Source organism: Rhodoferax sp. OV413 (genome assembly GCF_900104385.1).
In the GTDB taxonomy this organism is placed as follows: domain Bacteria; phylum Pseudomonadota; class Gammaproteobacteria; order Burkholderiales; family Burkholderiaceae_C; genus Rhodoferax_B.
In genome coordinates, this window is sequence record NZ_FNJA01000001.1 from 745064 (window position 1) to 767298 (window position 22235).

Annotated in this window: 18 protein-coding genes; 8 read left to right on the forward strand and 10 right to left on the reverse strand. The window is 65.8% G+C overall.

The window, feature by feature from the left end; all coding sequences use genetic code 11:
• Genes moaA through glp form a run of 3 tightly spaced genes read left to right on the forward strand, consistent with a single transcriptional unit; the run spans position 1 to position 3048 of the window.
• Positions 1–1119 (forward strand): GTP 3',8-cyclase MoaA, encoded by a 1119-nt coding sequence (gene moaA, locus BLT66_RS03450; RefSeq protein ID WP_092755741.1) that lies wholly within the window; start codon positions 1–3, stop codon positions 1117–1119.
• Position 1120: 1 nt separating this feature from the next.
• Complete coding sequence (mobA, locus tag BLT66_RS03455; protein WP_092755742.1) at positions 1121–1714, forward strand: molybdenum cofactor guanylyltransferase MobA; 594 nt, start codon at positions 1121–1123, stop codon at positions 1712–1714.
• Positions 1711–3048, forward strand: a complete 1338-nt coding sequence (gene glp / locus BLT66_RS03460) for a molybdopterin molybdotransferase MoeA (protein WP_092755744.1) — start codon at positions 1711–1713, stop codon at positions 3046–3048. The genes mobA and glp overlap by 4 nt, the downstream gene beginning before the upstream one ends.
• Here glp and BLT66_RS03465 read toward each other — a convergent pair.
• On the reverse strand, positions 3045–5351 hold the full coding sequence (locus BLT66_RS03465) for a putative bifunctional diguanylate cyclase/phosphodiesterase (RefSeq protein WP_176954950.1): 2307 nt from the start codon (positions 5349–5351) through the stop codon (positions 3045–3047). The genes glp and BLT66_RS03465 overlap by 4 nt on opposite strands.
• Positions 5352–5483: 132 nt before the next feature.
• Here BLT66_RS03465 and BLT66_RS03470 point away from each other — a divergent pair, with 132 nt between their 5' ends.
• The 3 genes from BLT66_RS03470 to BLT66_RS03480 are packed head-to-tail and all read left to right on the forward strand — an operon-like array spanning position 5484 to position 9780.
• The gene (locus BLT66_RS03470) at positions 5484–7919 is read left to right on the forward strand and encodes a VanZ family protein (protein WP_176954951.1); all 2436 of its coding nucleotides are present in this window, start codon (positions 5484–5486) and stop codon (positions 7917–7919) included.
• A 56-nt stretch (positions 7920–7975) separates the two neighbouring features.
• On the forward strand, positions 7976–8668 hold the full coding sequence (locus BLT66_RS03475) for a DUF1345 domain-containing protein (protein ID WP_092755750.1): 693 nt from the start codon (positions 7976–7978) through the stop codon (positions 8666–8668).
• Positions 8665–9780 (forward strand): enoyl-CoA hydratase/isomerase family protein, encoded by a 1116-nt coding sequence (locus BLT66_RS03480; RefSeq protein WP_092755752.1) that lies wholly within the window; start codon positions 8665–8667, stop codon positions 9778–9780. Before BLT66_RS03475 ends, BLT66_RS03480 begins: the two co-directional genes overlap by 4 nt.
• Here BLT66_RS03480 and ygiD read toward each other — a convergent pair.
• Positions 9777–10688, reverse strand: coding sequence for a 4,5-DOPA-extradiol-dioxygenase (gene ygiD / locus BLT66_RS03485; protein ID WP_092755754.1), 912 nt, complete (start codon positions 10686–10688; stop codon positions 9777–9779). The genes BLT66_RS03480 and ygiD overlap by 4 nt on opposite strands.
• A 191-nt stretch (positions 10689–10879) precedes the next feature.
• Between ygiD and BLT66_RS03490 the strand changes: the two genes are divergently transcribed.
• Entirely contained in the window at positions 10880–12394 is a 1515-nt protein-coding gene (locus BLT66_RS03490) for a polyhydroxyalkanoate depolymerase (RefSeq protein WP_092755756.1), read from the forward strand.
• A gap of 19 nt (positions 12395–12413) precedes the next feature.
• The gene (locus tag BLT66_RS03495; protein ID WP_092755758.1) at positions 12414–13064 is read left to right on the forward strand and encodes an RnfABCDGE type electron transport complex subunit B; all 651 of its coding nucleotides are present in this window, start codon (positions 12414–12416) and stop codon (positions 13062–13064) included.
• A 1-nt stretch (position 13065) separates the two neighbouring features.
• On the opposite strand, the gene BLT66_RS03500 is transcribed toward BLT66_RS03495, so the two are convergent.
• The 8 genes from BLT66_RS03500 to scpA are packed head-to-tail and all read right to left on the reverse strand — an operon-like array spanning position 13066 to position 22171.
• Complete coding sequence (locus tag BLT66_RS03500) at positions 13066–13542, reverse strand: VOC family protein (RefSeq protein WP_092755760.1); 477 nt, start codon at positions 13540–13542, stop codon at positions 13066–13068.
• A 5-nt stretch (positions 13543–13547) separates the two neighbouring features.
• Positions 13548–14570, reverse strand: coding sequence for a biotin synthase BioB (gene bioB, locus BLT66_RS03505; protein ID WP_092755762.1), 1023 nt, complete (start codon positions 14568–14570; stop codon positions 13548–13550).
• 9 nt (positions 14571–14579) lie between these two features.
• Positions 14580–16628, reverse strand: coding sequence for an acetyl-CoA carboxylase biotin carboxylase subunit (locus tag BLT66_RS03510; protein ID WP_092755764.1), 2049 nt, complete (start codon positions 16626–16628; stop codon positions 14580–14582).
• A gap of 8 nt (positions 16629–16636) precedes the next feature.
• A complete protein-coding gene (locus BLT66_RS03515; RefSeq protein ID WP_092755766.1) occupies positions 16637–16927 on the reverse strand; it encodes a helix-hairpin-helix domain-containing protein in 291 nt (96 codons plus the stop codon).
• 2 nt (positions 16928–16929) lie between these two features.
• Positions 16930–18462 carry an acyl-CoA carboxylase subunit beta gene (locus BLT66_RS03520; RefSeq protein WP_092755768.1) on the reverse strand — a complete coding sequence of 511 codons (1533 nt, stop codon included), beginning with the start codon at positions 18460–18462 and terminating at the stop codon, positions 16930–16932.
• Positions 18463–18498: 36 nt separating this feature from the next.
• Complete coding sequence (gene meaB, locus BLT66_RS03525; protein WP_092755770.1) at positions 18499–19482, reverse strand: methylmalonyl Co-A mutase-associated GTPase MeaB; 984 nt, start codon at positions 19480–19482, stop codon at positions 18499–18501.
• Positions 19479–19985 carry a GNAT family N-acetyltransferase gene (locus BLT66_RS03530; protein ID WP_369821570.1) on the reverse strand — a complete coding sequence of 169 codons (507 nt, stop codon included), beginning with the start codon at positions 19983–19985 and terminating at the stop codon, positions 19479–19481. The genes meaB and BLT66_RS03530 overlap by 4 nt, the downstream gene beginning before the upstream one ends.
• On the reverse strand, positions 19982–22171 hold the full coding sequence (scpA, locus tag BLT66_RS03535; RefSeq protein ID WP_092755772.1) for a methylmalonyl-CoA mutase: 2190 nt from the start codon (positions 22169–22171) through the stop codon (positions 19982–19984). Before scpA ends, BLT66_RS03530 begins: the two co-directional genes overlap by 4 nt.
• Between the last annotated feature and the right edge of the window lie 64 nt (positions 22172–22235).

Consider the following 22235-nt stretch of genomic DNA (forward strand, 5'->3'; position numbering starts at 1 on the left):
GTGAACCACCGCGTCATCCCCCTGTTCGACCAGCGCCTGCAAGCGCTGCACACCGCCATGCCTGCGACTATGGGCGATGGCCCGCTGGCCGACCAGCTGGGCCGGCCGCTGCACGACCTGCGCATCAGCGTCACCGACCGCTGCAACTTCCGCTGCAGCTACTGCATGCCGAAAGCGGTGTTCGACAAGGACTATCCGTATCTGCCACACAGCGCGCTGCTGAGCTTCGAGGAAATCACCCGTGTCGCCAGCGTTTTTGCCGCCCAGGGCGTGCGCAAGATCCGCCTGACCGGCGGCGAGCCGCTGCTGCGCAAGAACATCGAGGTGTTGATCGCCCAGCTGGCCGCGCTGCGCACCCCTGACGGCCAGCCGCTGGACCTGACCCTGACCACCAACGGCGCACTGCTGGCGCGCAAGGCCCAGGCACTGAAAGACGCCGGCCTGCAGCGCCTGACCGTCAGCCTGGACGGGCTCGACGACACGGTGTTCCGCCGCATGAACGACGTGGACTTCCCGGTGCGCGACGTGCTCGACGGCCTGGAAGCCGCCCACAAGGTCGGCTTGGGGCAGAACGGCGGACTGAAGGTGAACATGGTGGTGCAGCGCGGCACCAACGAGCATGAAATCCTGCCCATGGCCGAACGCTTCAAGGGCACGGGCATGGTGCTGCGCTTCATCGAATACATGGACGTGGGCGCCACCAATGGCTGGCGCATGGACCAGGTCGTGCCCTCGGCCGAAGTCATCCAGACACTGCAAGACCGCTGGCCGCTGCGCGCGCTGGAAGCCAACGCTCCTGGCGAAACCGCCCAGCGCTGGGCCTATGCCGACGGCAGCGGCGAGGTCGGCGTGATCAGCAGCGTGACCCAGGCGTTTTGCGCCGACTGCAGCCGCGCCCGCCTGTCCACCGACGGCAAGCTCTTTCTGTGCCTGTTCGCCAGCCAGGGCCACGACCTGCGCGGCCTGCTGCGCGGTGGCGCCGACAACGCGGCGCTGGCCAACGCCATCCGTGCCATCTGGCAGGGCCGCAGCGACCGCTACTCGGCCCTGCGCGCCGCCATGGCGCCCGACACCGGCGGCGGCGCCCGGCGGGTGGAGATGAGCTACATCGGTGGTTGAAATGGACCTGCACAGCATCACCGGCCTGGTGCTCGCAGGGGGCCAGGGCACCCGCATGGGCGGGCTGGACAAGGGTTTGCAAAGCTACCGCGGCCAGCCGCTGGCACAGCACGCGCTGCAGCGGCTGCAGCCGCAGGTCGGCAGCCTGCTGCTCAGCGCCAACCGCCATCTGGACGCCTACGCGGCCTTTGGCGTGCCGGTCTGGCCCGATGCGGATAGCGACTTTGCCGGCCCCCTGGCCGGCCTGCTGGCCGGGCTCAACCACTGCACCACACCCTACCTGGCCAGCGTGCCCTGCGATGCGCCGCTGTTCCCCACCGACCTGGTGGCGCGGCTGGCCGCAGCCCGCAGCGCAGCCGATGCCGATATCGCCATGGCCAGCGCGCCCGACACCCATGGCGTGCAGCGCACCCAACCGGTGTTCTGCCTGCTGCGTACCAGTCTGCAGACCAACCTGGCACAGTTTCTGGCAGCTGGCGGCCGCAAGGTCGGGCTCTGGACGGCGCTGCACCACACCGTACTGGTGCCGTTTGCTGACAGTGCTGCTTTTTTCAATGCGAATACGCTGGCCGAACTGCACAGCCTTGATCAATGAACACCCTAGACCAGATCGCCGCCAGCCTGCCCGGCTACCAGCCGCAGAACCTGTCCGTCGGCACCGCCAGCGCCTTTCTGGCGGCACTGGCCACACCGGTCAGCGACGTAGAAACGGTGGGCATTTTTGACGCCCTGGACCGGGTGCTGGCGCAGGACATCATCTCGCCCATCAGCGTGCCGCCGCACGACAACTCGGCCATGGACGGCTATGCGTTCAACAGCAGCGGCCTGCCCGACAGCGCCCCCGTGGTGCTGCAGGTGGTCGGCAGCGTGCTGGCCGGCCAGGCCTGGCAAGGGGCGCTGCAGGCCGGGCAGTGCCTGAAGATCATGACCGGCGCCGCCCTACCCGCCGGGCTGGACACGGTGGTGCCGTTCGAAGCCGTCACGCTGCAGGGCGAGCACATCAGCTTCACCCCGCTGCGCCCCGGTGCCAACCGGCGCCGCGCGGGCGAAGACTTGCTGCAAGGCCAGGCTGCGCTGCGCCAGGGCGACCGATTGACTCCTGCCGCGCTCGGCCTGCTGGCCAGCCTGGGCCTGGCTACGGTGCCGGTGCTGCGCCGGCTGCGCGTCGCCTACTTCTCCACCGGCGACGAAATCTTGAGCCTGGGCGATGCGCCGCGCGCCGGCGCGGTATTCGACAGCAACCGCTATACGGTGACCGGGTTGCTACGGCAGCTGGGCGTGGAGGTGCTGGACCTGGGCGTGGTGCGTGACGACCCGGCCGAGCTGCAGGCCGCGCTGCGCAGCGCCGCCCAGCAGGCCGACGCCATCCTGACCAGCGGCGGCATGAGCGCCGGCGACGCCGACCACACCCGCAGCATGCTGGGCGCGCTGGGCGAGGTGGTGTTCTGGCAGCTGGCGATCAAGCCCGGACGGCCGATGGCGGTAGCCCGCATGGCTGCCGATTTACAAGCCAAAACCGGCTCTGGCGCAGATTCCACCATCGCAAGCAGCTACACAAACAATAGCAAACCGCCAGCCGTGCTGTTCGGCATGCCGGGCAACCCGGTGGCGGTAATGGTGGTGTTTCTGGCCCTGGTGCGCCCGGCCCTGCTGCAGATGATGGGCTGCAACGCTGCCAGCAGCGCCGCTGCGCCGCTGCTGCAGGCGCGCAGCGTACAGGCGATACGCAAGCGGCCGGGCCGCACCGAATACCTGCGCGGCATCGTCGAGCCTGCGGCCGATGGCAGCCTGTGGGTGCGGCTGACCGGGCACCAGGGCTCAGGCATGCTGAGTTCCATGGTGCAGGCGAATGGCCTGCTGGTACTGGCCGAGGCCCAGGGCGATGTGGCCGAGGGCGACACAGTCAATGTGATGGGCTTAGGCGCCTAAGCACGCAGTGCTTGCTCGGCCCGCTGCTCCAGCCAGGCCAGCACCTGGGCCAGCGGCATCGGCCGGGCCAGCCAGTAGCCCTGCATCAGATAGCAGCCCAGCGCCCGCAGCTGCTCGAACTCCTGCTCGGTTTCTATACCTTCGGCAATCACCTCAAGACCGAGTTCGGCACCCAGCGCGATGATGACCTTGGCAATGCGGGCGTCGCCGTGGCCGAGCTGGATGACGAAGGAACGGTCGAGCTTGAGGGTGGAAAACGGCAGGCTTTGCAGCCGGTGCAGCGACGAATAGCCGGTGCCGAAGTCGTCCAGATGCAAGTGGAAACCGGCCCGCGCCAGCGCCTGCAGCTGCAGCTGGGCCAGCTCCGAGTCTTTGGCCACCGCGGTTTCGGTCAGCTCAAAATGCACGCAGGACCGCGGCAGGTCGGCCTGGTCGACCAGGGCGCACATTTCCTCGACCAGAGTGGTGCTCATCAGCTGCTTGGCCGACAGGTTGATGTTGACCACCTGGCGCGGCTCTATCTCCAGCAGCGCGGGCAAGGCTGCCACCACCTTGCGGGCGATGGCCATGCCCAGCGCCATGATCAGGCCCGACTCTTCGGCAATCGGGATGAACTTGTCGGGTGGGCAAAAGCCGCCGTCCAGCGGCCAGCGCGCCAGGGCCTCGAGCATCGGCGTGGCGCCGTTGCGCACGTCGACGATGGGCTGGAACCACACCTCCAGCTGGTCGTTCAGCAGGCATTCGCGCAGGCGCTGCTCGAGCAGCATGCGCTCTTGCACATTGCCCAGCATGGCGTCCGTGTAGTAGCTGCAGCGGCCTTTGCCGGCGCGCTTGGCGTCGTACATGGCCAGGTCGGCATTGCGCATCAGGCTGTCCTTGTCGGCCTGGCCGCCGGCAAAACTGACGCCGATGGAGCAGCTGACGGTGAGGTTCGAGCCCTGGTACTGGCGCGTCCGGGCAATCGTCTCCTGCACCCGCTCGGCAAAATGCCGCACCCCCAGCGCGTCCGAATGGCCGACGTACAGCAGCGCGAATTCGTCGCCGCCCAGTCGCACCACCAGGTCGCTGCCACGGATCAGCTGCTCCAGCGAACGGGCAATCGCCACCAGCAGATAGTCACCGGCCTCGTGTCCCAGCGAGTCGTTGATGAGCTTGAAGTCGTCCAGGTCGACCAGCAGCACGGCCAGGGTCAGCTCGGGCTGGCGGGTCTGCTGGGCCAGCAGGCGGTCGATTTGCTCGTACAGCAGGCGGCGGTTGCCCAGCTCGGTGAGCGCATCGGTGCGCACGTCGCGCTCCAGCCCTTTGCGCGCGACCCCCAAGGCCGAGACCATGGTGTTCAGCGAGACCGCCAGCGCATCCAGCTCGTCTTCGCCGCGCACCGGCCACTGCCGGGTGGCCGCCAGGTCGCTGCTGCGCTGGCTGCGGGCCAGCCGGGCAAACAGGCCCAGGCGCTTGAGGATCAGCCGGTCCAGCAGCACCACCACCGCTACCGCGCCCAGCAGCGCCATCACCAGGGCGTTGGCCAGCAGCAGCAGTTTGCTGGTGGTCTTGTGCTCGCTCAGCACATGCGCCGCCTCAACCAGCAGGCGCACCGCGCTGGGGCCGCGGACATCCGTCAATGTGACGGGCGCGGGCTGGGGCAGCGCGCCTGCAATCGCCGGGCCCACCGCCCCCGGGCCGAGCAGGTGGAAGCGGCTGCCGGTGAGCTGCATCATCCGCGACAGCCGGGCCGACTGCCATTCGCGGCCCATCAGCATCCAGCCCACGATGGGCGCACCCGGCTGGCGCATGCGCACCGGGCTGAACACCACCAGCACCGGCTGGCCGTCCAGCCAAAGCTTGAAGTCGCCGCCGCTCTCGCGCTGCGCCACCGGTATGGCCATCAGCGCGGGGATGGCCTCGACCAGCATGGGATCGCTGGCCCGCAGCGGCTCGACCAGGCCGCGCCGCACGTCCACGCTGGAATGCAGCCGCCCCTCGGGGGTTAGGAAGGCGATGTAGTCGACGTCGAGGTTGTGCAGCGCGTCGACGGTGAAGGTTTGCCACAGATACTGGGCCAGAAAGCTCTGCAGATGGGCTGCGGTGTCGTCCCAGATGCCGTAGTCGAGCACCGTGCGTTGCAGCGACGCGACTTCTTCGCGCAGGCCCAGATCCACCCGCAGGAACTGGTCGTGGGCCGCGCGCTCCTCGTAGGCTGCCAGGCTGCGGTCCATCAGTGCCGCGCTCACCATGAAGCTGGCCGCCCCTACTACAAACAGCAGCAGAGCCAGTAGCCCCAGGATCCGGGCACGCAGGCTGTTCATGGGTTCATGCGGTGATCGCCGTAGAGGAAAACGAGTTGCGCCTATCGTAAGGGCAAACCCCGAAGCATGCCGCACAATTGTCGACATTGGCAGAGCCCCCGATGCGGGCCATTTTTAAAGAGGATTCAGCGCATGGCAGCACGGCATAGCACCCAGGGTCAGTCGGCCATCACCCTGCAGCGGTGGTTGTTCCTGGGGTACCTGGTGTTTGTTATCTACGGCAGCCTGGTGCCACTGGACTTCGTGACCCACCCTGTGGATGCCGCCCTGGCCGACCTGCTGGCGCTGCGCGACCTGCCGCTGGAATTTTCTTCGCGCTCCGACTGGGCGACCAACCTGGTGCTGTTCATCCCGCTGACTTTTCTGGCCATGCAAAGCCTGGGGCTGCGCGGCCTGGGCCGCCTGCCGGCCGGGGTGCTGGTGGCGCTGGCAGCCAGCGCGCTGGCGGTGGCGATCGAGTTCACCCAGATGTTCTTTCCGCCGCGCACGCCGTCGCAGAACGACATCGTGGCCCTGAGCATCAGCGGCGCCATCGGCGTGCTGGCGCAGTGGGTGGCGGGCGGGCGGGTCCAAGCCTGGCTGACCGGCTACTGGCACTATGAGAAGCAAAGCGACAAGGTATCGCGCCTGCTCAAAGCCTATTTGTTCGTGCTGTTTGCCTTCAATGTGATGCCGCTGGACCTGGCGATCAGCCCGGTGGAGATTTTCCACAAGTGGCGCGACGGCCACCTGATTATGGTGCCGTTTGGCGGGCTCAAGGGCTCACCGGCCGAGATGCTGTACCAGGTGCTGAGCGACATCCTGATCTGGGTGCCGGCCGGCGCGCTATGGGCCTTGCGGCCCGGCCACAGCATCTGGCGGGTGGCGCGCAAGGGCTTGCTGGCAGCAGCCACGGTAGAGTTTCTGCAGCTGTTCGTGATGTCGCGCACCACCGACATCACCTCGGTCGGCCTGGCCGCGCTGGGCTGCGCACTGGGCGCCGTCGGCGTACTTCGCATGGCACACAAGACCACGGGGCTGTCGCATGTGGCGTCGAATACCTGGCTGGCCTGGTGGGGCGGCTGGCTGCTGGTTACGCTGGCGGTGTTCTGGCTGCCCTTTGACTTCGACACTGCGCGCCTGAGCTGGGCCGCGGTGGTCGAGGCGTTTACCCGCACGCCGCTGAACAACTACTACTTCGAGTCCGAGTTCATGGCGCTCAACGAGGTGCTGCGCAAGATCGGCTTCTTCATCCCCGGCGGGCTGCTGCTGGCGCTGTCGGGCCTGGCGTCGCATACCGGCGGGCGCAAGCCCTCAGCGCGGCCGGTATGGGTGTTGTTTCTGTGCGCCTTGCTGGTCGAATCCGGCCAGTTGCTGCTGCCAGAACGGGTGGCCGACCTGACGGACTTCTTATTGGAGTCGCTCGGCGGCCTGCTAGGGTACAAAATAGCCTACTGGATCGGTCAACCTCGCATACACCCAACGCCCATGACCTCTACACCACCCTCCCATACCGCGCCCGCCGCGCTGGCGCCGCACAGTGCATCCACCCCGCTGGACAGCGGGCACATGGCGCTGTACGCCGTGCCCAAGCCGCCCATAGGCTACAAGACGCATCTGCTGTGGTGGGCCTTGACCGCGGTGCTGCTGGGCGTGCTGCTGAACCTGCCGTTCATCCCCTACAACCTGCGCGAACTGGTGGAGCCCGGCGCCTGGGGCCTGGTGTCGGTGGCCGGTCTGGCGCTGATCCTGCACTGGATCGCCAATGCCCCGTTCCTGCTGCTGCCAGCCCAGCGCCGCCCCTACCTGCTGGCGCTGCCGCTGACCCTGCTGGGCCACGGCCTGGTCACCTGGGTGCTGCTGCGCATTTCTGTGCCGCTGGAGAGTATTTATGACATCGCCGGCTCGCCGGTACTTGGCTGGCCCTGGGAATGGGAGCTGATGGGCCGCTACCTGGGCCTGCACATGGCGGTGATGCTGCAGGTGCTGGGCGCGGTGCTGCTGGTGCGCACGCTGCAGCGCACCAACACCTTGTCCGACGTGGTGTACTGGCTGATGGTCAGCCTGATACTGGCCTGGCCGCTGTACACGCTGAACGTCACCTGGGCCGATACCGACAACCTGGTCGAACTGATGGGCGACCACGCCAGCTTCAGCGCGGCCTCGGCCATGGCCGCCGGCCTGCTGATGGCCTGCCTGGCGGGCACGGCGCTGTCGGCCGCGGCAGTGCGCGGCTGCCCCAAGCGCTGGCGCCTGCTGGGCGTATCAGTGTTTGCGGCCGGTACGGCCACCCTGCTGTTCTGGGCCGGTGCTGAGCACCTGATCGTCAAGTACGGGCAGGCGTTCTCGGCCTTCCAGTTCTTGCTGAGCAGCGACCGCGGCAACTACGCCCATGGCCTGAACCTGGCGCTGCGCTATGCGCTGGCCTTCGCCGGCGTGACCGGCGGGCTGGCCCTGCTGCAGTGGATGGGCTGGCGCGACTGGCTGCGCCAGGAGCTGGCCCGCGCCATGGCCCGGCGGGCCAAGCACAGCAGTGCCACCCGGCCGATGCCGCTGCAAGCCAGGGATTCAAGCCAAATCGGCCTCTAGCGCATATAAAACTTGCGCGAGCAGCTATTTAAAACATAGCGCTCGCGGCCTATTGCATGCCCCACACACCGACCACGCACACCGTGCAGCCATCCTTTTTAGTCCGCCATATCCGCACCCGGCCCCGGCTGTTTGCGTCGGCGCTGTTCGGGGCCGTGGTGGCGCTGCTGCTCTGCGGCTGGTCCGAAGTACAGACCGTGACCCGCCTGGTCATAGGCTGGAACAGCTTTGCCTGCCTGTACCTGGTGCTGGCCGTCCACATGGTGCTGCAGTCCGACCACGACCGCATGCGCAGCCGGGCCCCGCAGCAAGACGAAGGCCGCCGCACCGTGCTGGCCCTGGTGGTGCTGGCGGCGCTGGCCACGCTGGGCGCCATCCTGGCCGAGCTGTCGGTGGTCAAAGACCTGCAGGGCGCCGAGCGCTATGCCCACATCGGCCTGGCCGGGCTGACCATCGTCACCTCCTGGGCGTTCACCCAGGTGATGTTCGCCCTGCACTACGCCCATGACTACTATTCGGCCGAAGCCCGCGGCCAGAACGCCGGCCTGCAGTTCCCCGGCACCGACAAGCCCGACTACGGTGACTTCCTGTACTTTGCCTGCATCATCGGCACCTCAGCGCAGACGGCGGATGTGAGCTTCAGCTCGTCGGCCATGCGGCGCACCGGCTTGCTGCACTGCGTGCTGGCTTTCTTCTTCAACACCACCCTGGTGGCGCTGACCATCAATATCGCGTCGGGGCTGCTGTGAACCCGCCCGTGCTGCTGGACAGCCTGGCTACCCGCAGCGGCCTGCGCTGGGGTGTGGCCACCCTGCATGCGCCCGCCCGGCTGAACGCGCTGTCCCTGCCCATGCTGCAGGCGCTGGCGCCGCAGCTGGCCGCCTGGGCTGCCGACCCGGCCATCGCCGGGGTGCTGCTGCAGGCCAGCGGCGACAAGGCCTTTTGCGCCGGTGGCGATATCCGCGGCATGTACCACAGCATGCAGGCCAGCGGCACTGGGCCGAACCTGGAGGCACAGGCCTTCTTCGCCACCCAGTACCGGCTGGACCACGCTATCCACAGCTACCCCAAGCCCGTGCTCTGCTGGGGCCACGGCATCGCCATGGGCGGCGGCCTGGGGCTGATGGCTGGCGCATCGCATCGGGTCGTCACCCCGGCCAGCCGCCTGGCCATGCCGGAGATCAGTATCGGCCTGTACCCGGACGTAGGCGGCAGCTGGTTTCTGCGCCGCATGCCGGGCCGGGTCGGCCTGTTCCTGGCGCTGACGGGCGCCACACTGAACCCGGCCGACGCGCTGTTCTGCGGCCTGGCGGACTACGGCATAGAGCACGCGCACAAACCCACCGTGCTGGCACAGCTGGTGGATACCGATTGGACCAGCGATGCCCAGCAGAACCGCGCCACGCTGTCGCACCTGCTGGCCACGCACAGCTGCAGCCTGCCGGCGTCGCCAGTACGCGCGCATTTCGACCAGATCCAGCAGCTGATGGCCGGCGACGAACTCATGGACATGGATGCCAGGCTGCGTGCACTGCTCACACTGAATAGCGGCGATGCCTGGCTGTACAGCGCCGCCGCCAGCTACGCCCAGGGCTCGCCCACCAGCGCCGCGCTGGCGTTTGCGCTCTGGCAGCGCGTGCCGCGCATGTCGCTGGCCGAGGTGCTGCGGCTGGAATACCAGGTTTCGCTGGGCTGCTGCGCACACCCCGACTTTGCCGAAGGCGTGCGCGCACTGCTGATCGACAAGGACCGCCAGCCGCGCTGGTCGCCGGGCCGGCTCGCCGATGTCAGCCCGGAGTGGATAGCAGAGCACTTCCAGCCCCGCCACACCGGCCCACACCCGCTGGCCGACCTGGCCTAGCCCCAGACCACCGAACGCATCGAGATGGATGCCGACTGGAAGTTGGTGTTGAAGAAGCGCGGCGCCTCGCTGGCGTCCACCGCACCCGCCGCATACAGCAGCGGCAGGTAATGGTCGTGGGTGGGATGGGCCATCTGGGCGACACGGCCCAGCGACTGGAAGCCGGCCAAGGCGGCCAGATCGCCCTTTTGCAGGTAGCCCCCAATGGTTTGGTCGAACTCCAGCGCCCAGTCGTAGGCCTGGTCGGCCGCCGCCTGGCGCTGGGTGGCACGCAGGTTGTGCACGATATTGCCGCTGCCGACGATCAGCACGCCGCGTTGGCGCAAGGCTTTGAGCTGCTGGCCCAGCTGGTAGTGCTCTAGCGGCGGCCGGCCGTAGTCCATGCTGAGCTGCAGCACCGGGATCTCGGCCTGCGGGAACATCGGCTTGAGCACCGACCAGGTACCGTGGTCAAAACCCCATTCCTCCTTGTCCAAGCCAACCGCCATGGGCGCAGGCGGGCGCAAGCCGGCGGCGATCTGCTGGGCCAATTGGGGCGCGCCGGGCGCTGGGTACTGCTGGTCAAACAGTGCCTGGGGGAAGCCGCCAAAGTCGTGGATGGTCTTGGGCTGGGCCATGCCGGTGAGCCACCAGCCGCGCGTCAGCCAGTGGGCAGAGATGCACAGGATGAGCTGAGGCCGCGGCAAAGTCTTGCCGAATTCCTGGCCCAGCGCCTGCCAGCTGCGGCGGTAGGTGTTGTCGTCGATGGCGTTCATCGGGCTGCCGTGGCCCAGAAACAGTACCGGCATGCGCGGCGACGGCTGCAGTGCCGCCAGCAGGCTGCGGGCGTCGGCTTCGGGCGACAAATTCACCAGGGTTCCCACTGCGGCGGCTGTTCCGCCCAGGGTTAAAAGGGTTCTACGTTGCATGCCGTGGCAGATTCCATAAAAACGCCAAAAGTTTCTACATTGGTGCGGATTTCGAACAATATGCCAAAATTCTGTGCGAAGGGGCACAGACTGAGCGCCCTATTACGGCGCATATTGGTGTTTCCTCTCCATTTAATTGCCGTCTACAACTGCTATATTGCACTGCAACATTTCCCCACGTTTAGGTCGCCATGCTTTACCAAATCTACGAAACCCAACGCTCGCTGATGGAGCCTTTTGCGGATTTTGCGCAAGCTGCCGCCAAGCTCTACGGCAGTTCCCAGTCTCCGTTCGGCAAGAACACCTTGTCGCAGCGCCTATCGGCTGGCTACGACCTGCTGTACCGCCTGGGCAAAGACTACGAAAAGCCGACCTTTGGCCTGCAAACCATCAACGCCGACGGCGTCGATATTGCGATCCAGGAACGTGTGGAGATTGACAAGCCCTTCTGCGAGCTGCGCCGCTTCAAGCGCTTCACCGACGACGTGAACACGCTGACCAAGCTCAAAGGCCAGCCCGCGGTGTTGATCGTTGCGCCCTTGTCTGGCCACTACGCCACGCTGCTGCGCGACACGGTGAAAACCATGCTGAAAGACCACAAGGTTTACATCACCGACTGGAAGAATGCCCGCCTGGTCCCATTGAGCGAAGGCGAATTCCACCTCGACGACTATGTGAACTACGTGCAGGAATTCATCCGCCACCTGCAAGGCATCTATGGCAACTGCCATGTGATGAGCGTTTGCCAGCCTACGGTGCCGGTGCTGGCCGCCGTCTCGCTGATGGCCTCGCGCGGCGACCTCACGCCCCTGAGCATGACCATGATGGGCGGCCCTATCGATGCGCGCAAATCGCCCACCGCGGTGAACAACCTGGCGATGAACAAGAGCTACGAGTGGTTCGAGAACAATGTGATCTACAAGGTGCCAGCCAGCTTCCCCGGCGCCGGCCGCAAGGTGTACCCCGGCTTTCTGCAGCACACCGGCTTCGTGGCCATGAACCCGAACCACCACGCCAAGAGCCACTTTGACTACTTCAAGGATCTGGTCAAGGGCGACGACGTGAGCGCCGAAGTGCACCGCAAGTTCTACGACGAGTACAACGCCGTGCTCGACATGGACGCGCACTACTACCTGGAAACCATCGCCACCGTGTTCCAGGACTTCAAGCTGGTCAACGGCACCTGGAATGTGCGCGGCACCAACGGCAAGATCGAGCTGGTCAAGCCTCAGGACATCACCACCACCGCACTGCTGACGGTGGAAGGCGAGCTGGACGACATCTCCGGTTCGGGCCAGACCCGCGCGGCGCACGACCTGTGCAGCGGCATCGTGGCCAAGGAACAGCACCACATGGAAGTGCCGGGCGCAGGCCATTACGGCATCTTCAGCGGCCGGCGCTGGCGCGATCTGGTGTACCCGCACGTCAAGGCCTTCATCCACGCGCACAACACCGTGGCGGCAGCACCCAAGGCCGAGGCGACCACTCCCGCCCCCGTGGCAACCGCCCCGGTAGCGGCCAAACCCAAAGAAGCGCCTGTAGCGGCCGCCAAACCCAAAGCCGTGCGCGCCAAGCCCAAGGCTGTGGCGGTTAAACCGGCTGTGGTGGCGGTTGCTGCGCCCACCGCCCCGGCAGTCAAGCTGACGGCAGTTGCCAGCCCCGCGCCCAAAGCCGTGGCCGCAAAGCCCGTCGTACGCAAGGCCTGATACCGGGCTAGAGCGCAACTTGCTGTCCGTTCAAAGCCTGGCCGAGCGCATCAACGCGGCACTGCCGCAAACCCAGTGCACGCGCTGCGGCTACCCGGATTGCGCGGCCTATGCCGAAGCCATCGCCAGCGCTGCGGCACCGATCAACCAGTGCCCGCCCGGCGGCGCCGAGGGCATACAGCGGCTGGCGCAGATCACCGGCCGGCCCGCGCTGCCGCTGAGCGCCGAGCACGGTGTTGAAGCCCCGCGCATGCTGGCGATGATCGACGAAGCCTGGTGCATAGGCTGCACGCTGTGCATCGCCGCCTGCCCGACCGATGCCATCCTGGGCAGCAACAAGCGCATGCACACCGTCATCAGCGCGCACTGCACCGGCTGCGAGTTGTGCATTCCGGTGTGTCCGGTGGATTGCATCCAGCTGGAAAACGCCAGCGGTCCATTGACCGGCTGGAGCGCCTGGTCAGATGCGCAAGCCGACAAAGCCCGCGAACGCTATGAATTTCATAGCTTGCGGCGCAATGCGGACGAGCGCCAGGGGCTTAAAAAGCTGGAAGAATTGGATGACGCCGAAAACGGCGTCGCGGACAACCCGGCACCCGACGCCAAGAAAGCCTTGATCGCCGCCGCCCTGGCCCGCTCGCGCGCGCAGCGTGCCGCCAAGCCGTCCTGAGCTAGCCTGCAGCCAGACGGCTGAACGCATCCACCACCGCGGGCGGCGCCTGCACCAACTCCACCAGCACGCCCTCGCCGGCAATCGGAAACTCTTCGTTGGCCTTGGGGTGCAGGAAACAGATGTCAAAACCCGCCGCGCCCGGGCGGATACCGCCAGGCGCAAAGCGCACGCCCTGGGCCGTCAGCCATGCCACGGCGGCCGGTAGATCGTCGATCCAGAGTCCCACATGGTTCAGCGGCGTGGCGTGCACAGCCGGCTTCTTTTCGGCATCCAGCGGCTGCATCAGATCGACCTCGACCTTGAACGGGCCGCTGCCGATGGCGCAGATGTCTTCGTCGACGTTTTCGCGCTCACTCACATAGTTGCCGGTGACCTCCAGACCCAGCATGTCGACCCACAGCCTGCGCAGACGCTGCTTGTCCAGCCCACCGATGGCAATCTGCTGGACACCCAGCACCTTGAACGGGCGTGCCATGCGGCTCAGGCCTTGGCCAGCATGCCGCTGGTCGGCAGGCCCAGCTTGTCCAGCAGCTGGCGGTCGGCGTCCACATCCGGGTTGCCGGTGACCAGCAGCTTATCGCCGTAGAAGATCGAATTCGCGCCAGCCAGGAAGCACATGGCCTGCACGGCTTCGCCCATCTGCTGGCGGCCGGCGGACAGGCGCACGCGGGCGGTGGGCATGGTGATGCGGGCCACGGCGATCACGCGCACGAACTCCAGCGGGTCCAGCGGCGGCGCATCGGCCAGCGGCGTGCCGGCCACGCGCACCAGGTTGTTCACCGGCACGGATTCAGGGTAGCTGGGCTCCAGATTCGCCAGTTGGGCCACCAGGCCGGCGCGCTGGGCCCGGGTCTCGCCCATGCCGACGATGCCGCCGCTGCAGACCTTGACGCCGGCGCCGCGCACGCGGTCCAGCGTGTCCAGGCGGTCCTGGTAGACGCGGGTGTCGATGATGTCGCCGTAGAAGTCGGGCGCGGTGTCCAGATTGTGGTTGTAGTAGTCCAAGCCGGCGTCGCGCAGCTGGGCGGCGTGGCCGTCTTCCAGCATGCCCAGGGTGGCGCAGGTTTCCATGCCCAGCGCCTTCACGGCTTTCACCAGCTCGGCCACGTTGTCCACGTCGCGGTCCTTCGGGCTGCGCCAGGCGGCGCCCATGCAGAAACGGGTGGCACCGGCTTCCTGGGCCGCCTTGGCCGCGGCTACCACCACGTCGACGCCGAGCATCTTGGTGGCGGTGACGCCGGTGTCGTAGTGCACCGACTGCGGACAGTAGCCGCAGTCTTCCGGGCAGCCGCCGGTCTTGATCGACAGCAGGGTCGACAGCTGCACGTCGCCCGCGGGGAAGTTCTCGCGGTGCACGGTTTGCGCGCGGTGCATCAGCTCCAGGAAGGGCAGCTCGAACAAGGCCTCGACTTCGGCCAGCGGCCAGCGTTCATCGGGGTTCGCAACCGGTTTGGGGGTTGCGCGGTGCAGGGTGATCGGCTGTTCAAGGGTCGCAGTATTCATGGATATTTCTTATGCAAAACGGACAATGGGCTGGTCAACGGAGAGGGATTCACCCTGCTTGGCCAGCACCTCGGCAACGACGCCATCGTTGGTGGCGAACAGCGCATTTTCCATCTTCATGGCCTCGATCACGGCAACCCGCTCGCCAGCCTGCACTTTTTGCCCGGCGACCACCCCCACATGGACCAGCAAACCCGGCATCGGCGACAGCACAAAACGGCTCATATCGGGCGCCGCCTTGTGCGGCATCAGCGCGTGCAATTCGGCCGCGCGCGGCGACAGCACCAGCGCATCCAGCTGTCGGCCGTTGTGGGCGATGCGCAGCGCCAGCGGGTTCTTGTGCGCGGCCCGCTCCACCTGGGCGGTGAACGGCAGGCCGTTGCAGGTGCCGTGGATGCGGACCGACCCCAAGCGCGAACCGCTACACAATTGATAGCTCTTGGCGCCCACTGATACTGCACTGGAGCCGGTTTTTTCTTGAAAATCGACCACGCTGACCGCCGTCTGCGCATGCTCGCCGTCCGCGCCCAGCGCCACCACGGTAAAGGCCTCGCCGACCTCCATCTCATGGCCGGCGACCTGGCCGCTGATGCCACTGGCCCGGCTCAGGTAGCGGCGGTGCACAAAGGCCGCCAGCGCGACCAGTAAGTCGGGGTCATCGTGCGGCACGTCCTCGGCGTGGAAGCCCTGGCCGTAGTTTTCGGCGATGAAACCGGTATTGAAGTCGCCCGCCACAAATTTCGGGTGCGCGAGCAGCGCCGCCTGGAACGGGATATTGCTGCTGACGCCGCGGATCACAAAGCCATTCAACGCCTCGCGCATCTTGGCAATCGCGTCCAGCCGGTCCGTGCCATGCACAACCAGCTTGGCGATCATCGAGTCGTAGTACATCGGGATCTCGCCGCCGTCCTGCACGCCGGTATCGACCCGCACGCCGTATAAATCCTGCGTGTTCGCCTGGAACATGGTTTCCTTCGGCGGCTGGAAGCGCACCAGGCGGCCAGTGCTGGGCAGAAAGTTGCGGAACGGGTCTTCGGCGTTGATGCGGCACTCTATCGCCCAGCCATTGCGTTTGACCTCGGCCTGCGTCAGTGGCAGCTTCTCGCCAGCCGCCACGCGGATCATCAGCTCCACCAGGTCCAGGCCGGTGATGGCCTCGGTCACCGGGTGCTCCACCTGCAGGCGCGTGTTCATTTCCAAGAAGTAAAAGCTCTGGTCCTTGCCGACCACAAACTCCACCGTGCCCGCGCTCTGGTAATTCACCGCCTTGGCCAGCGCCACCGCCTGCTCGCCCATGGCGCGGCGTGTGGCATCGCTGATGAAGGGACTGGGCGCTTCTTCGATCACCTTCTGGTGCCGGCGCTGGATCGAACATTCGCGCTCGTTCAGATAGATCACATTGCCGTGGCTGTCGCCCAGTAACTGGATTTCGATATGCCGCGGCTCTTCGACAAACTTCTCGATGAAGACCCGGTCGTCGCCAAAGCTGTTGCGCGCCTCGTTGCGGCAGCTGGTGAAGCCCTCGAACGCCTCCTTGTCGTTGAAGGCTACGCGCAAGCCCTTGCCGCCACCGCCAGCGCTGGCTTTGATCATTACCGGGTAGCCGATGCTGTTGGCGATGTCAACCGCGCGCTCTGCGGTTTCGATCGCGTCGTTCACGCCGGGGATGCAGTTGACACCGGCCGCACCGGCCAGCTTCTTGGATTCGATCTTGTCGCCCATGGCCGCAATCGAATAGTGCTTGGGGCCGATGAAGACGATGCCCTCCTCTTCCACCCGCTTGGCAAAGCCGGCGTTCTCGCTGAGGAAGCCGTAGCCCGGATGCACGGCCTGCGCGCCCGTGGCCTTGCAAGCAGCAATGATCTTGTCGGCCATTAGGTAGCTGTCGCGGCTGGGTGCTGCGCCGATGTGCACGACCTCGTCGGCCAGACCGACATGGCGGGCTTCCTTGTCGGCGTCGGAGTAGACGGCGACGGTGAGGATGCCCATTTTCTTGGCGCTGGCGATGACGCGGCAAGCGATTTCACCGCGGTTGGCGATGAGGATTTTGGTAAACATAGTGCGTCCTAATTTTTTGTATTCAGCAAGGCTTTGCGCTGGGCGGTGAAGTCCCACCAGGGCTGGCGTGGGCCGCCTTGCATGAAGGCGTGGGCCGCCAGAAAAGTGTCCAGCACGCAGGGGTCATGGCGTTGGCCCATCGGACCGCGCAGCGCCTCGTACACCTGCAGCGGGTCCATCTTCGCCACGTCGGCAGGGGTCTGGATGCCCAACCCACGCAGGTCTTTGGCGATGGAGATGCCGATATTCGGAATGTCGGTCAGCACGCGGGCCTGGGCGGCGGTGTCGGCTTTGGGCATGGCTAGAGCGGAATGTTGCCGTGCTTGCGCCACGGGTTCTCGACCTTCTTGCTGGCCAGCATCACCAGGCTGCGGCAGATGCGCTTGCGGGTTTCGTGCGGCAGGATCACGTCATCGATGTAGCCGCGCGCGCCGGCCACGAAGGGGTTGGCGAAGCGCGCCTTGTACTCGGCCTCCTTGGCGGCCAGCTTGGCCGGGTCGCCTTTGTCCTCTCGGAAGATGATTTCCACCGCGCCCTTGGCGCCCATCACGGCGATCTCGGCGTTCGGCCAGGCGAAGTTGACGTCGCCGCGCAAATGCTTGGAGGCCATCACGTCATACGCGCCGCCGTAGGCCTTGCGGGTGATGATGGTGACCTTGGGGACGGTGCATTCCGCGTAGGCAAACAGCAGCTTGGCGCCGTGCTTGATGATGCCGCCGTACTCCTGGCTGGTGCCGGGCATGAAGCCGGGCACGTCGACAAAGGTGATCACCGGAATATTGAAGGCATCGCAGAAGCGGATGAAGCGCGCGGCCTTGATGCTGGACTTGATGTCCAGGCAGCCGGCCAGCACCAGCGGCTGGTTGGCCACGATGCCCACCGTCTGGCCTTCCATGCGGGCGAAGCAGATGACGATGTTTTTCGCATATTCGGGCTGTATCTCGAAGAAGTCGCCATCGTCCACGGTCTTGGCGATCAGCTCCTTCATGTCGTAGGGCTTGTTCGGGTTGTCGGGCACCAGGGTATCCAGGCTGTAGTCCATGCGGTCGGCGCGGTCGCCGCTGGGACGCACCGGGGCTTTTTCGCGGTTGTTCAACGGCAGGTAGTTGAATAGCCGGCGCAGCATCAGCAGCGCCTCCACATCGTTGTCAAACGCCAGGTCCGCGACGCCGCTCTGGGTGGTGTGGGTGATGGCGCCGCCGAGTTGCTCGGCCGTCACCTCTTCGTGCGTCACGGTCTTCACCACCTCGGGGCCGGTGACAAACATATAGCTGCTGTCCTTGACCATGAAGATGAAGTCGGTCATTGCCGGGCTGTACACCGCGCCGCCGGCGCACGGCCCCATCACCATGCTGATCTGCGGCACCACGCCGCTGGCCATGGCATTCTTCAGGAACACGTCGGCATAGCCGCCCAGGCTGGCCACCCCCTCCTGGATGCGCGCGCCGCCCGAGTCGTTCAGGCCGATGATGGGCGCGCCGACCTTCATCGCCTGGTCCATGATCTTGCAGATCTTCTCGGCATGGGCTTCGCTCAAAGCACCGCCGAACACGGTGAAGTCCTGGCTGAATACGAACACCAACCGGCCGTTGACCATGCCGTAGCCGGTGACCACACCGTCGCCGGGAATCTTGTTGTCGGCCATGCCAAAGTCGGTACAGCGGTGTTCGACGAACATGTCCCATTCTTCGAACGTGCCCTCGTCCAGCAGCAGTTCGATGCGCTCGCGGGCGGTCAGCTTGCCCTTGCTGTGCTGCGCATCGATGCGCTTTTGCCCGCCGCCCATACGGGCCTGTTCGCGCTTGGCTTCCAGCTGTTCCAGAATATCTTGCATAGGTGATAACGCTCCGTTATTGATAGCTGCTTGTGCTTATAAATACTGTGCTGACAGCAGATTGCGTGCTGCAGTCGAAGCCGGGATGCGGCCGGCCGCCACGTCCTGTAACAGCTGCGGCAGCAAGGCCTGCACCTGCGGATGCTGGCGAAACGCCTGCTTGAGTCCGGCATCGACCCGCTCCCACATCCAGGCCAGCGACTGCTGCTGGCGCCGTGCCTGCCAGTGGCCGTTGGCCGTCTGTAATTTTTGAAACTGCAGGGCCGCAGCCCAGAAGCCGTCTATGCCCTGCCCGCCCAGTGCGCTGAGCAGCAGTGCCTGTGGCCGCCAATGCGCGTCGTCATGCACATTGAACAAGCCCAGCAGCTGCATCGCCGAGGTGATCTGCAGCTGGGCGCGCTGCGCCGCCAGCGCATCGATATCGGCCTTGTTGATCGCCACCAGATCGGCCAGCTCCATCACGCCCTTCTTGATCGCCTGCAGGTCGTCGCCAGCATTCGGCAGCTGCATCAGCACGAACATATCGGTCATGCCGGCCACTGCGGTCTCGCTCTGGCCGACCCCCACAGTTTCCACGATCACCACGTCATAGCCCGCGGCCTCGCAGACCAGCATGGCCTCGCGCGTCTTCTCTGCCACGCCGCCCAAGGTGCCGCTGCTGGGGCTGGGGCGGATATAGGCCTGCGAATGCACGGACAGCTGCTCCATGCGCGTCTTGTCGCCAAGTATCGAGCCGCCGGATACCGTGCTCGACGGATCGATGGTCAGCACCGCCACGCGGTGCCCCAGGGCTATCAGATGCAAGCCCAGCACCTCGATGAAAGTGGACTTGCCCACGCCGGGTACGCCGCTGATGCCGAGGCGGAACGACTGGCCGGTATGCGGCAGCAGCGCGGTCAGCAGTTCGTCCGCCTGCGCTCGGTGCTCGGCGCGGGTGGATTCGAGCAAGGTGATGGCTTTGGCGATGGCGCGGCGCTGGCTGGCGCCTGGTGGCCCGGTCACATCTGGGTAGAGGTTCATGCCGCAGCCTCCACCGGAGCGCGGTCGAAAGACGGGCTCCAGCGGTATTCCAGATCGAACTCCTGCTCTTCCACCAATTGGAAGCCGTGGCGCAGGTAAAACCGGTTGGCGGCACTGCCACGCAAGGCTCCCAGCGTGATGTCGCAAGCCTGCGCACTGGCCTGGGCTTTCGCCCATTGCAACGCCCAGGCCCCTGCGCCGCGCCCTTGCCGGCCGGGCCGGATGTAGAGGTGGTGCAAGCGCATGGCTTGTGCCTCGGTCTGGGGAGCCAGGGTCATGTAGCCAATGCGTTGGCCAATCCACACGATGTGGCGCATGCACGCGGGTACAAAAGCGCTGCGCAGGCGCTCGCGGACGCGCACCGGGTCGAAGCGGCCCAGCTGCTCCAGGCTTTCCCGCAGGGCCTCGGCACGCAAGTCGGCCATGGCCTCGAAGTCCGTTTCCTTCACGGCTTCCAGCCGCAGCACAGGGCACGAGCTGCGCGGAAATCCCGCCAACTTCATGCAGCAACCACCTTCTTGATCTGCTCCAGCACGTCCCTGGCACTCACCGGAATCGGCGTGCCGGGGCCGTAGATGCCCTTCACGCCCGCGTCGTACAGCATGTCGTAGTCCTGCCGCGGAATCACGCCGCCGACGAAGACGATGATGTCGTCCGCGCCCTGCTTCTTGAGCTCTTCGATGATCGCCGGCACCAGGGTTTTGTGGCCGGCCGCCAGGGTCGACACGCCGACGGCATGCACATCATTTTCAATCGCCTGGCGCGCGCATTCCTCGGGGGTCTGGAACAGCGGACCCATGTCCACGTCGAAGCCCAGGTCGGCGAAGGCGGTAGCCACCACCTTGGCGCCGCGGTCGTGGCCGTCCTGGCCCAGCTTGCTGACCATCACGCGCGGGCGCCGACCGTATGCGTCGGCGAAGGCGGCGATATCGGCCTTCAAGGCGTTCCAATATTCCATGGTGTCTCCCTCGTTGGCCGCTCCGTTCGCAGAGCCATAAGCCGCGGCGTAGATGCCGGTGACCTTCTGCGTGTCGGCACGGTGCCGGCCGAAGACTTTTTCCAGCGCGTCGCTGACTTCGCCCACGGTGGCACGCGCGCGGATGGCTTCCACGCTCAGCGCCAGCAGGTTGCCAGAATCATGGCCTGCTGCAAAAGTGATAGCTGCCAGCGCACGCTCTACCTGCGCAGAGTCACGGTTTTTCTTGATAACTTGCAGCCGGGCAATCTGGCCATCGCGTACCGCCACGTTGTCGATGTCGCGGCTCTCGATCGCGTCCTCGGTCTGCAGCTTGTATTTGTTGACGCCGACGATCACGTCCTGACCGCTGTCGATGCGCGCCTGCTTCTCCGCCGCGGCGGCCTCGATCTTCAGCTTGGCCCAACCCGAATCCACGGCCTTGACCATACCGCCCATGGCGTCGACTTCCTCGATGATCTTCCAGGCGGCGTCGGCCATGTCCTGGGTCAGCTTTTCCATCATGTAGCTGCCGGCCCAGGGGTCGATCACGCTGGTGATGTGGGTTTCTTCCTGGATGATGAGCTGGGTATTGCGGGCAATGCGCGCGCTGAACTCGGTGGGCAGCGCAATGGCTTCGTCGAAGCTGTTGGTGTGCAGGCTTTGCGTGCCGCCAAACACTGCCGCCATGGCCTCGATGGTGGTGCGCACCACGTTGTTGTACGGGTCTTGCTCGGTCAGGCTCCAGCCGCTGGTCTGGCAGTGGGTGCGCAGCATCAGGCTCTTCGGGCTCTTGGCATCGAAGCCCTGCATGATGCGGCACCACAGCAGGCGCGCAGCGCGCATCTTGGCGACTTCCAGGTAGAAGTTCATGCCCACGGCCCAGAAGAAGCTGAGGCGCCCGGCAAACGCGTCCACGTCCAGGCCCTTGGCCAGCGCGGTCTTCACGTATTCCTTGCCATCGGCCAAGGTGAAGGCGAGCTCGAGTGCCTGGTTGGCGCCGGCCTCCTGCATGTGGTAGCCGCTGATGCTGATCGAGTTGAACTTCGGCATGTGCTCTGCCGTGTACGCAATGATGTCGCCGATGATGCGCATGCTGGGCGCTGGCGGGTAGATGTAGGTGTTGCGCACCATGAATTCTTTGAGCACATCGTTCTGTATCGTGCCGCTGAGCTGGGCCTGGGCCACGCCCTGCTCTTCGGCGGCCACGATGTAGCCCGCCAGCACCGGCAGCACCGCGCCATTCATGGTCATGGACACACTGACCTTGTCCAGCGGAATCTGGTCGAACAGGATCTTCATGTCCTCCACCGAGTCAATCGCCACGCCGGCCTTGCCAACGTCACCGGTGACGCGCGGATGGTCGCTGTCGTAGCCGCGGTGCGTCGCCAGGTCAAACGCCACGCTGACGCCCTGGCCGCCAGCCGCCAGGGCCTTGCGGTAGAAGGCATTCGATTCTTCGGCGGTGGAGAAGCCCGCGTACTGGCGGATGGTCCAGGGCCGCACCGCGTACATAGTGGCCTGCGGGCCGCGGATGTAGGGCGCGAAGCCGGGCAAGGTATTGGTGTGCGGCAGGCCGGCCGTGTCTTCGGCGGTGTACAGCGGCTTGACGGTGATGCCGTCGGGCGTGTGCCAGTCGAGTGCCGACACATCGCCGCCCGGCGCCGACTTGGCGGCGGCTTTGGCCCATTGCGCGAGGCTGGCGGGGCTGGATTCAGGGGCTTTGGGGCTCATGGATAAAGGCGCATGGACTGCGGCTTGGCTATGTTGCTGGGCAGTTTACTGCATTCATAATTAT

What these genes read in the sequence shown, in the direction of transcription:
- BLT66_RS03520 (WP_092755768.1), bottom strand. Translation starts at nt 18,462, where the DNA reads ATGCAAGATATTCTGGAACAGCTGGAAGCCAAGCGCGAACAGGCCCGT.
- BLT66_RS03510 (WP_092755764.1), bottom strand. Translation starts at nt 16,628, where the DNA reads ATGTTTACCAAAATCCTCATCGCCAACCGCGGTGAAATCGCTTGCCGC.
- BLT66_RS03465 (WP_176954950.1), bottom strand. Translation starts at nt 5,351, where the DNA reads ATGAACAGCCTGCGTGCCCGGATCCTGGGGCTACTGGCTCTGCTGCTG.
- BLT66_RS03500 (WP_092755760.1), bottom strand. Translation starts at nt 13,542, where the DNA reads ATGGCACGCCCGTTCAAGGTGCTGGGTGTCCAGCAGATTGCCATCGGT.
- BLT66_RS03490 (WP_092755756.1), top strand. Translation starts at nt 10,880, where the DNA reads ATGCTTTACCAAATCTACGAAACCCAACGCTCGCTGATGGAGCCTTTT.
- bioB (WP_092755762.1), bottom strand. Translation starts at nt 14,570, where the DNA reads ATGAATACTGCGACCCTTGAACAGCCGATCACCCTGCACCGCGCAACC.
- BLT66_RS03515 (WP_092755766.1), bottom strand. Translation starts at nt 16,927, where the DNA reads ATGCCCAAAGCCGACACCGCCGCCCAGGCCCGCGTGCTGACCGACATT.
- scpA (WP_092755772.1), bottom strand. Translation starts at nt 22,171, where the DNA reads ATGAGCCCCAAAGCCCCTGAATCCAGCCCCGCCAGCCTCGCGCAATGG.
- meaB (WP_092755770.1), bottom strand. Translation starts at nt 19,482, where the DNA reads ATGAACCTCTACCCAGATGTGACCGGGCCACCAGGCGCCAGCCAGCGC.
- BLT66_RS03470 (WP_176954951.1), top strand. Translation starts at nt 5,484, where the DNA reads ATGGCAGCACGGCATAGCACCCAGGGTCAGTCGGCCATCACCCTGCAG.
- BLT66_RS03475 (WP_092755750.1), top strand. Translation starts at nt 7,976, where the DNA reads ATGCCCCACACACCGACCACGCACACCGTGCAGCCATCCTTTTTAGTC.
- mobA (WP_092755742.1), top strand. Translation starts at nt 1,121, where the DNA reads ATGGACCTGCACAGCATCACCGGCCTGGTGCTCGCAGGGGGCCAGGGC.
- ygiD (WP_092755754.1), bottom strand. Translation starts at nt 10,688, where the DNA reads ATGCAACGTAGAACCCTTTTAACCCTGGGCGGAACAGCCGCCGCAGTG.
- glp (WP_092755744.1), top strand. Translation starts at nt 1,711, where the DNA reads ATGAACACCCTAGACCAGATCGCCGCCAGCCTGCCCGGCTACCAGCCG.
- BLT66_RS03530 (WP_369821570.1), bottom strand. Translation starts at nt 19,985, where the DNA reads ATGAAGTTGGCGGGATTTCCGCGCAGCTCGTGCCCTGTGCTGCGGCTG.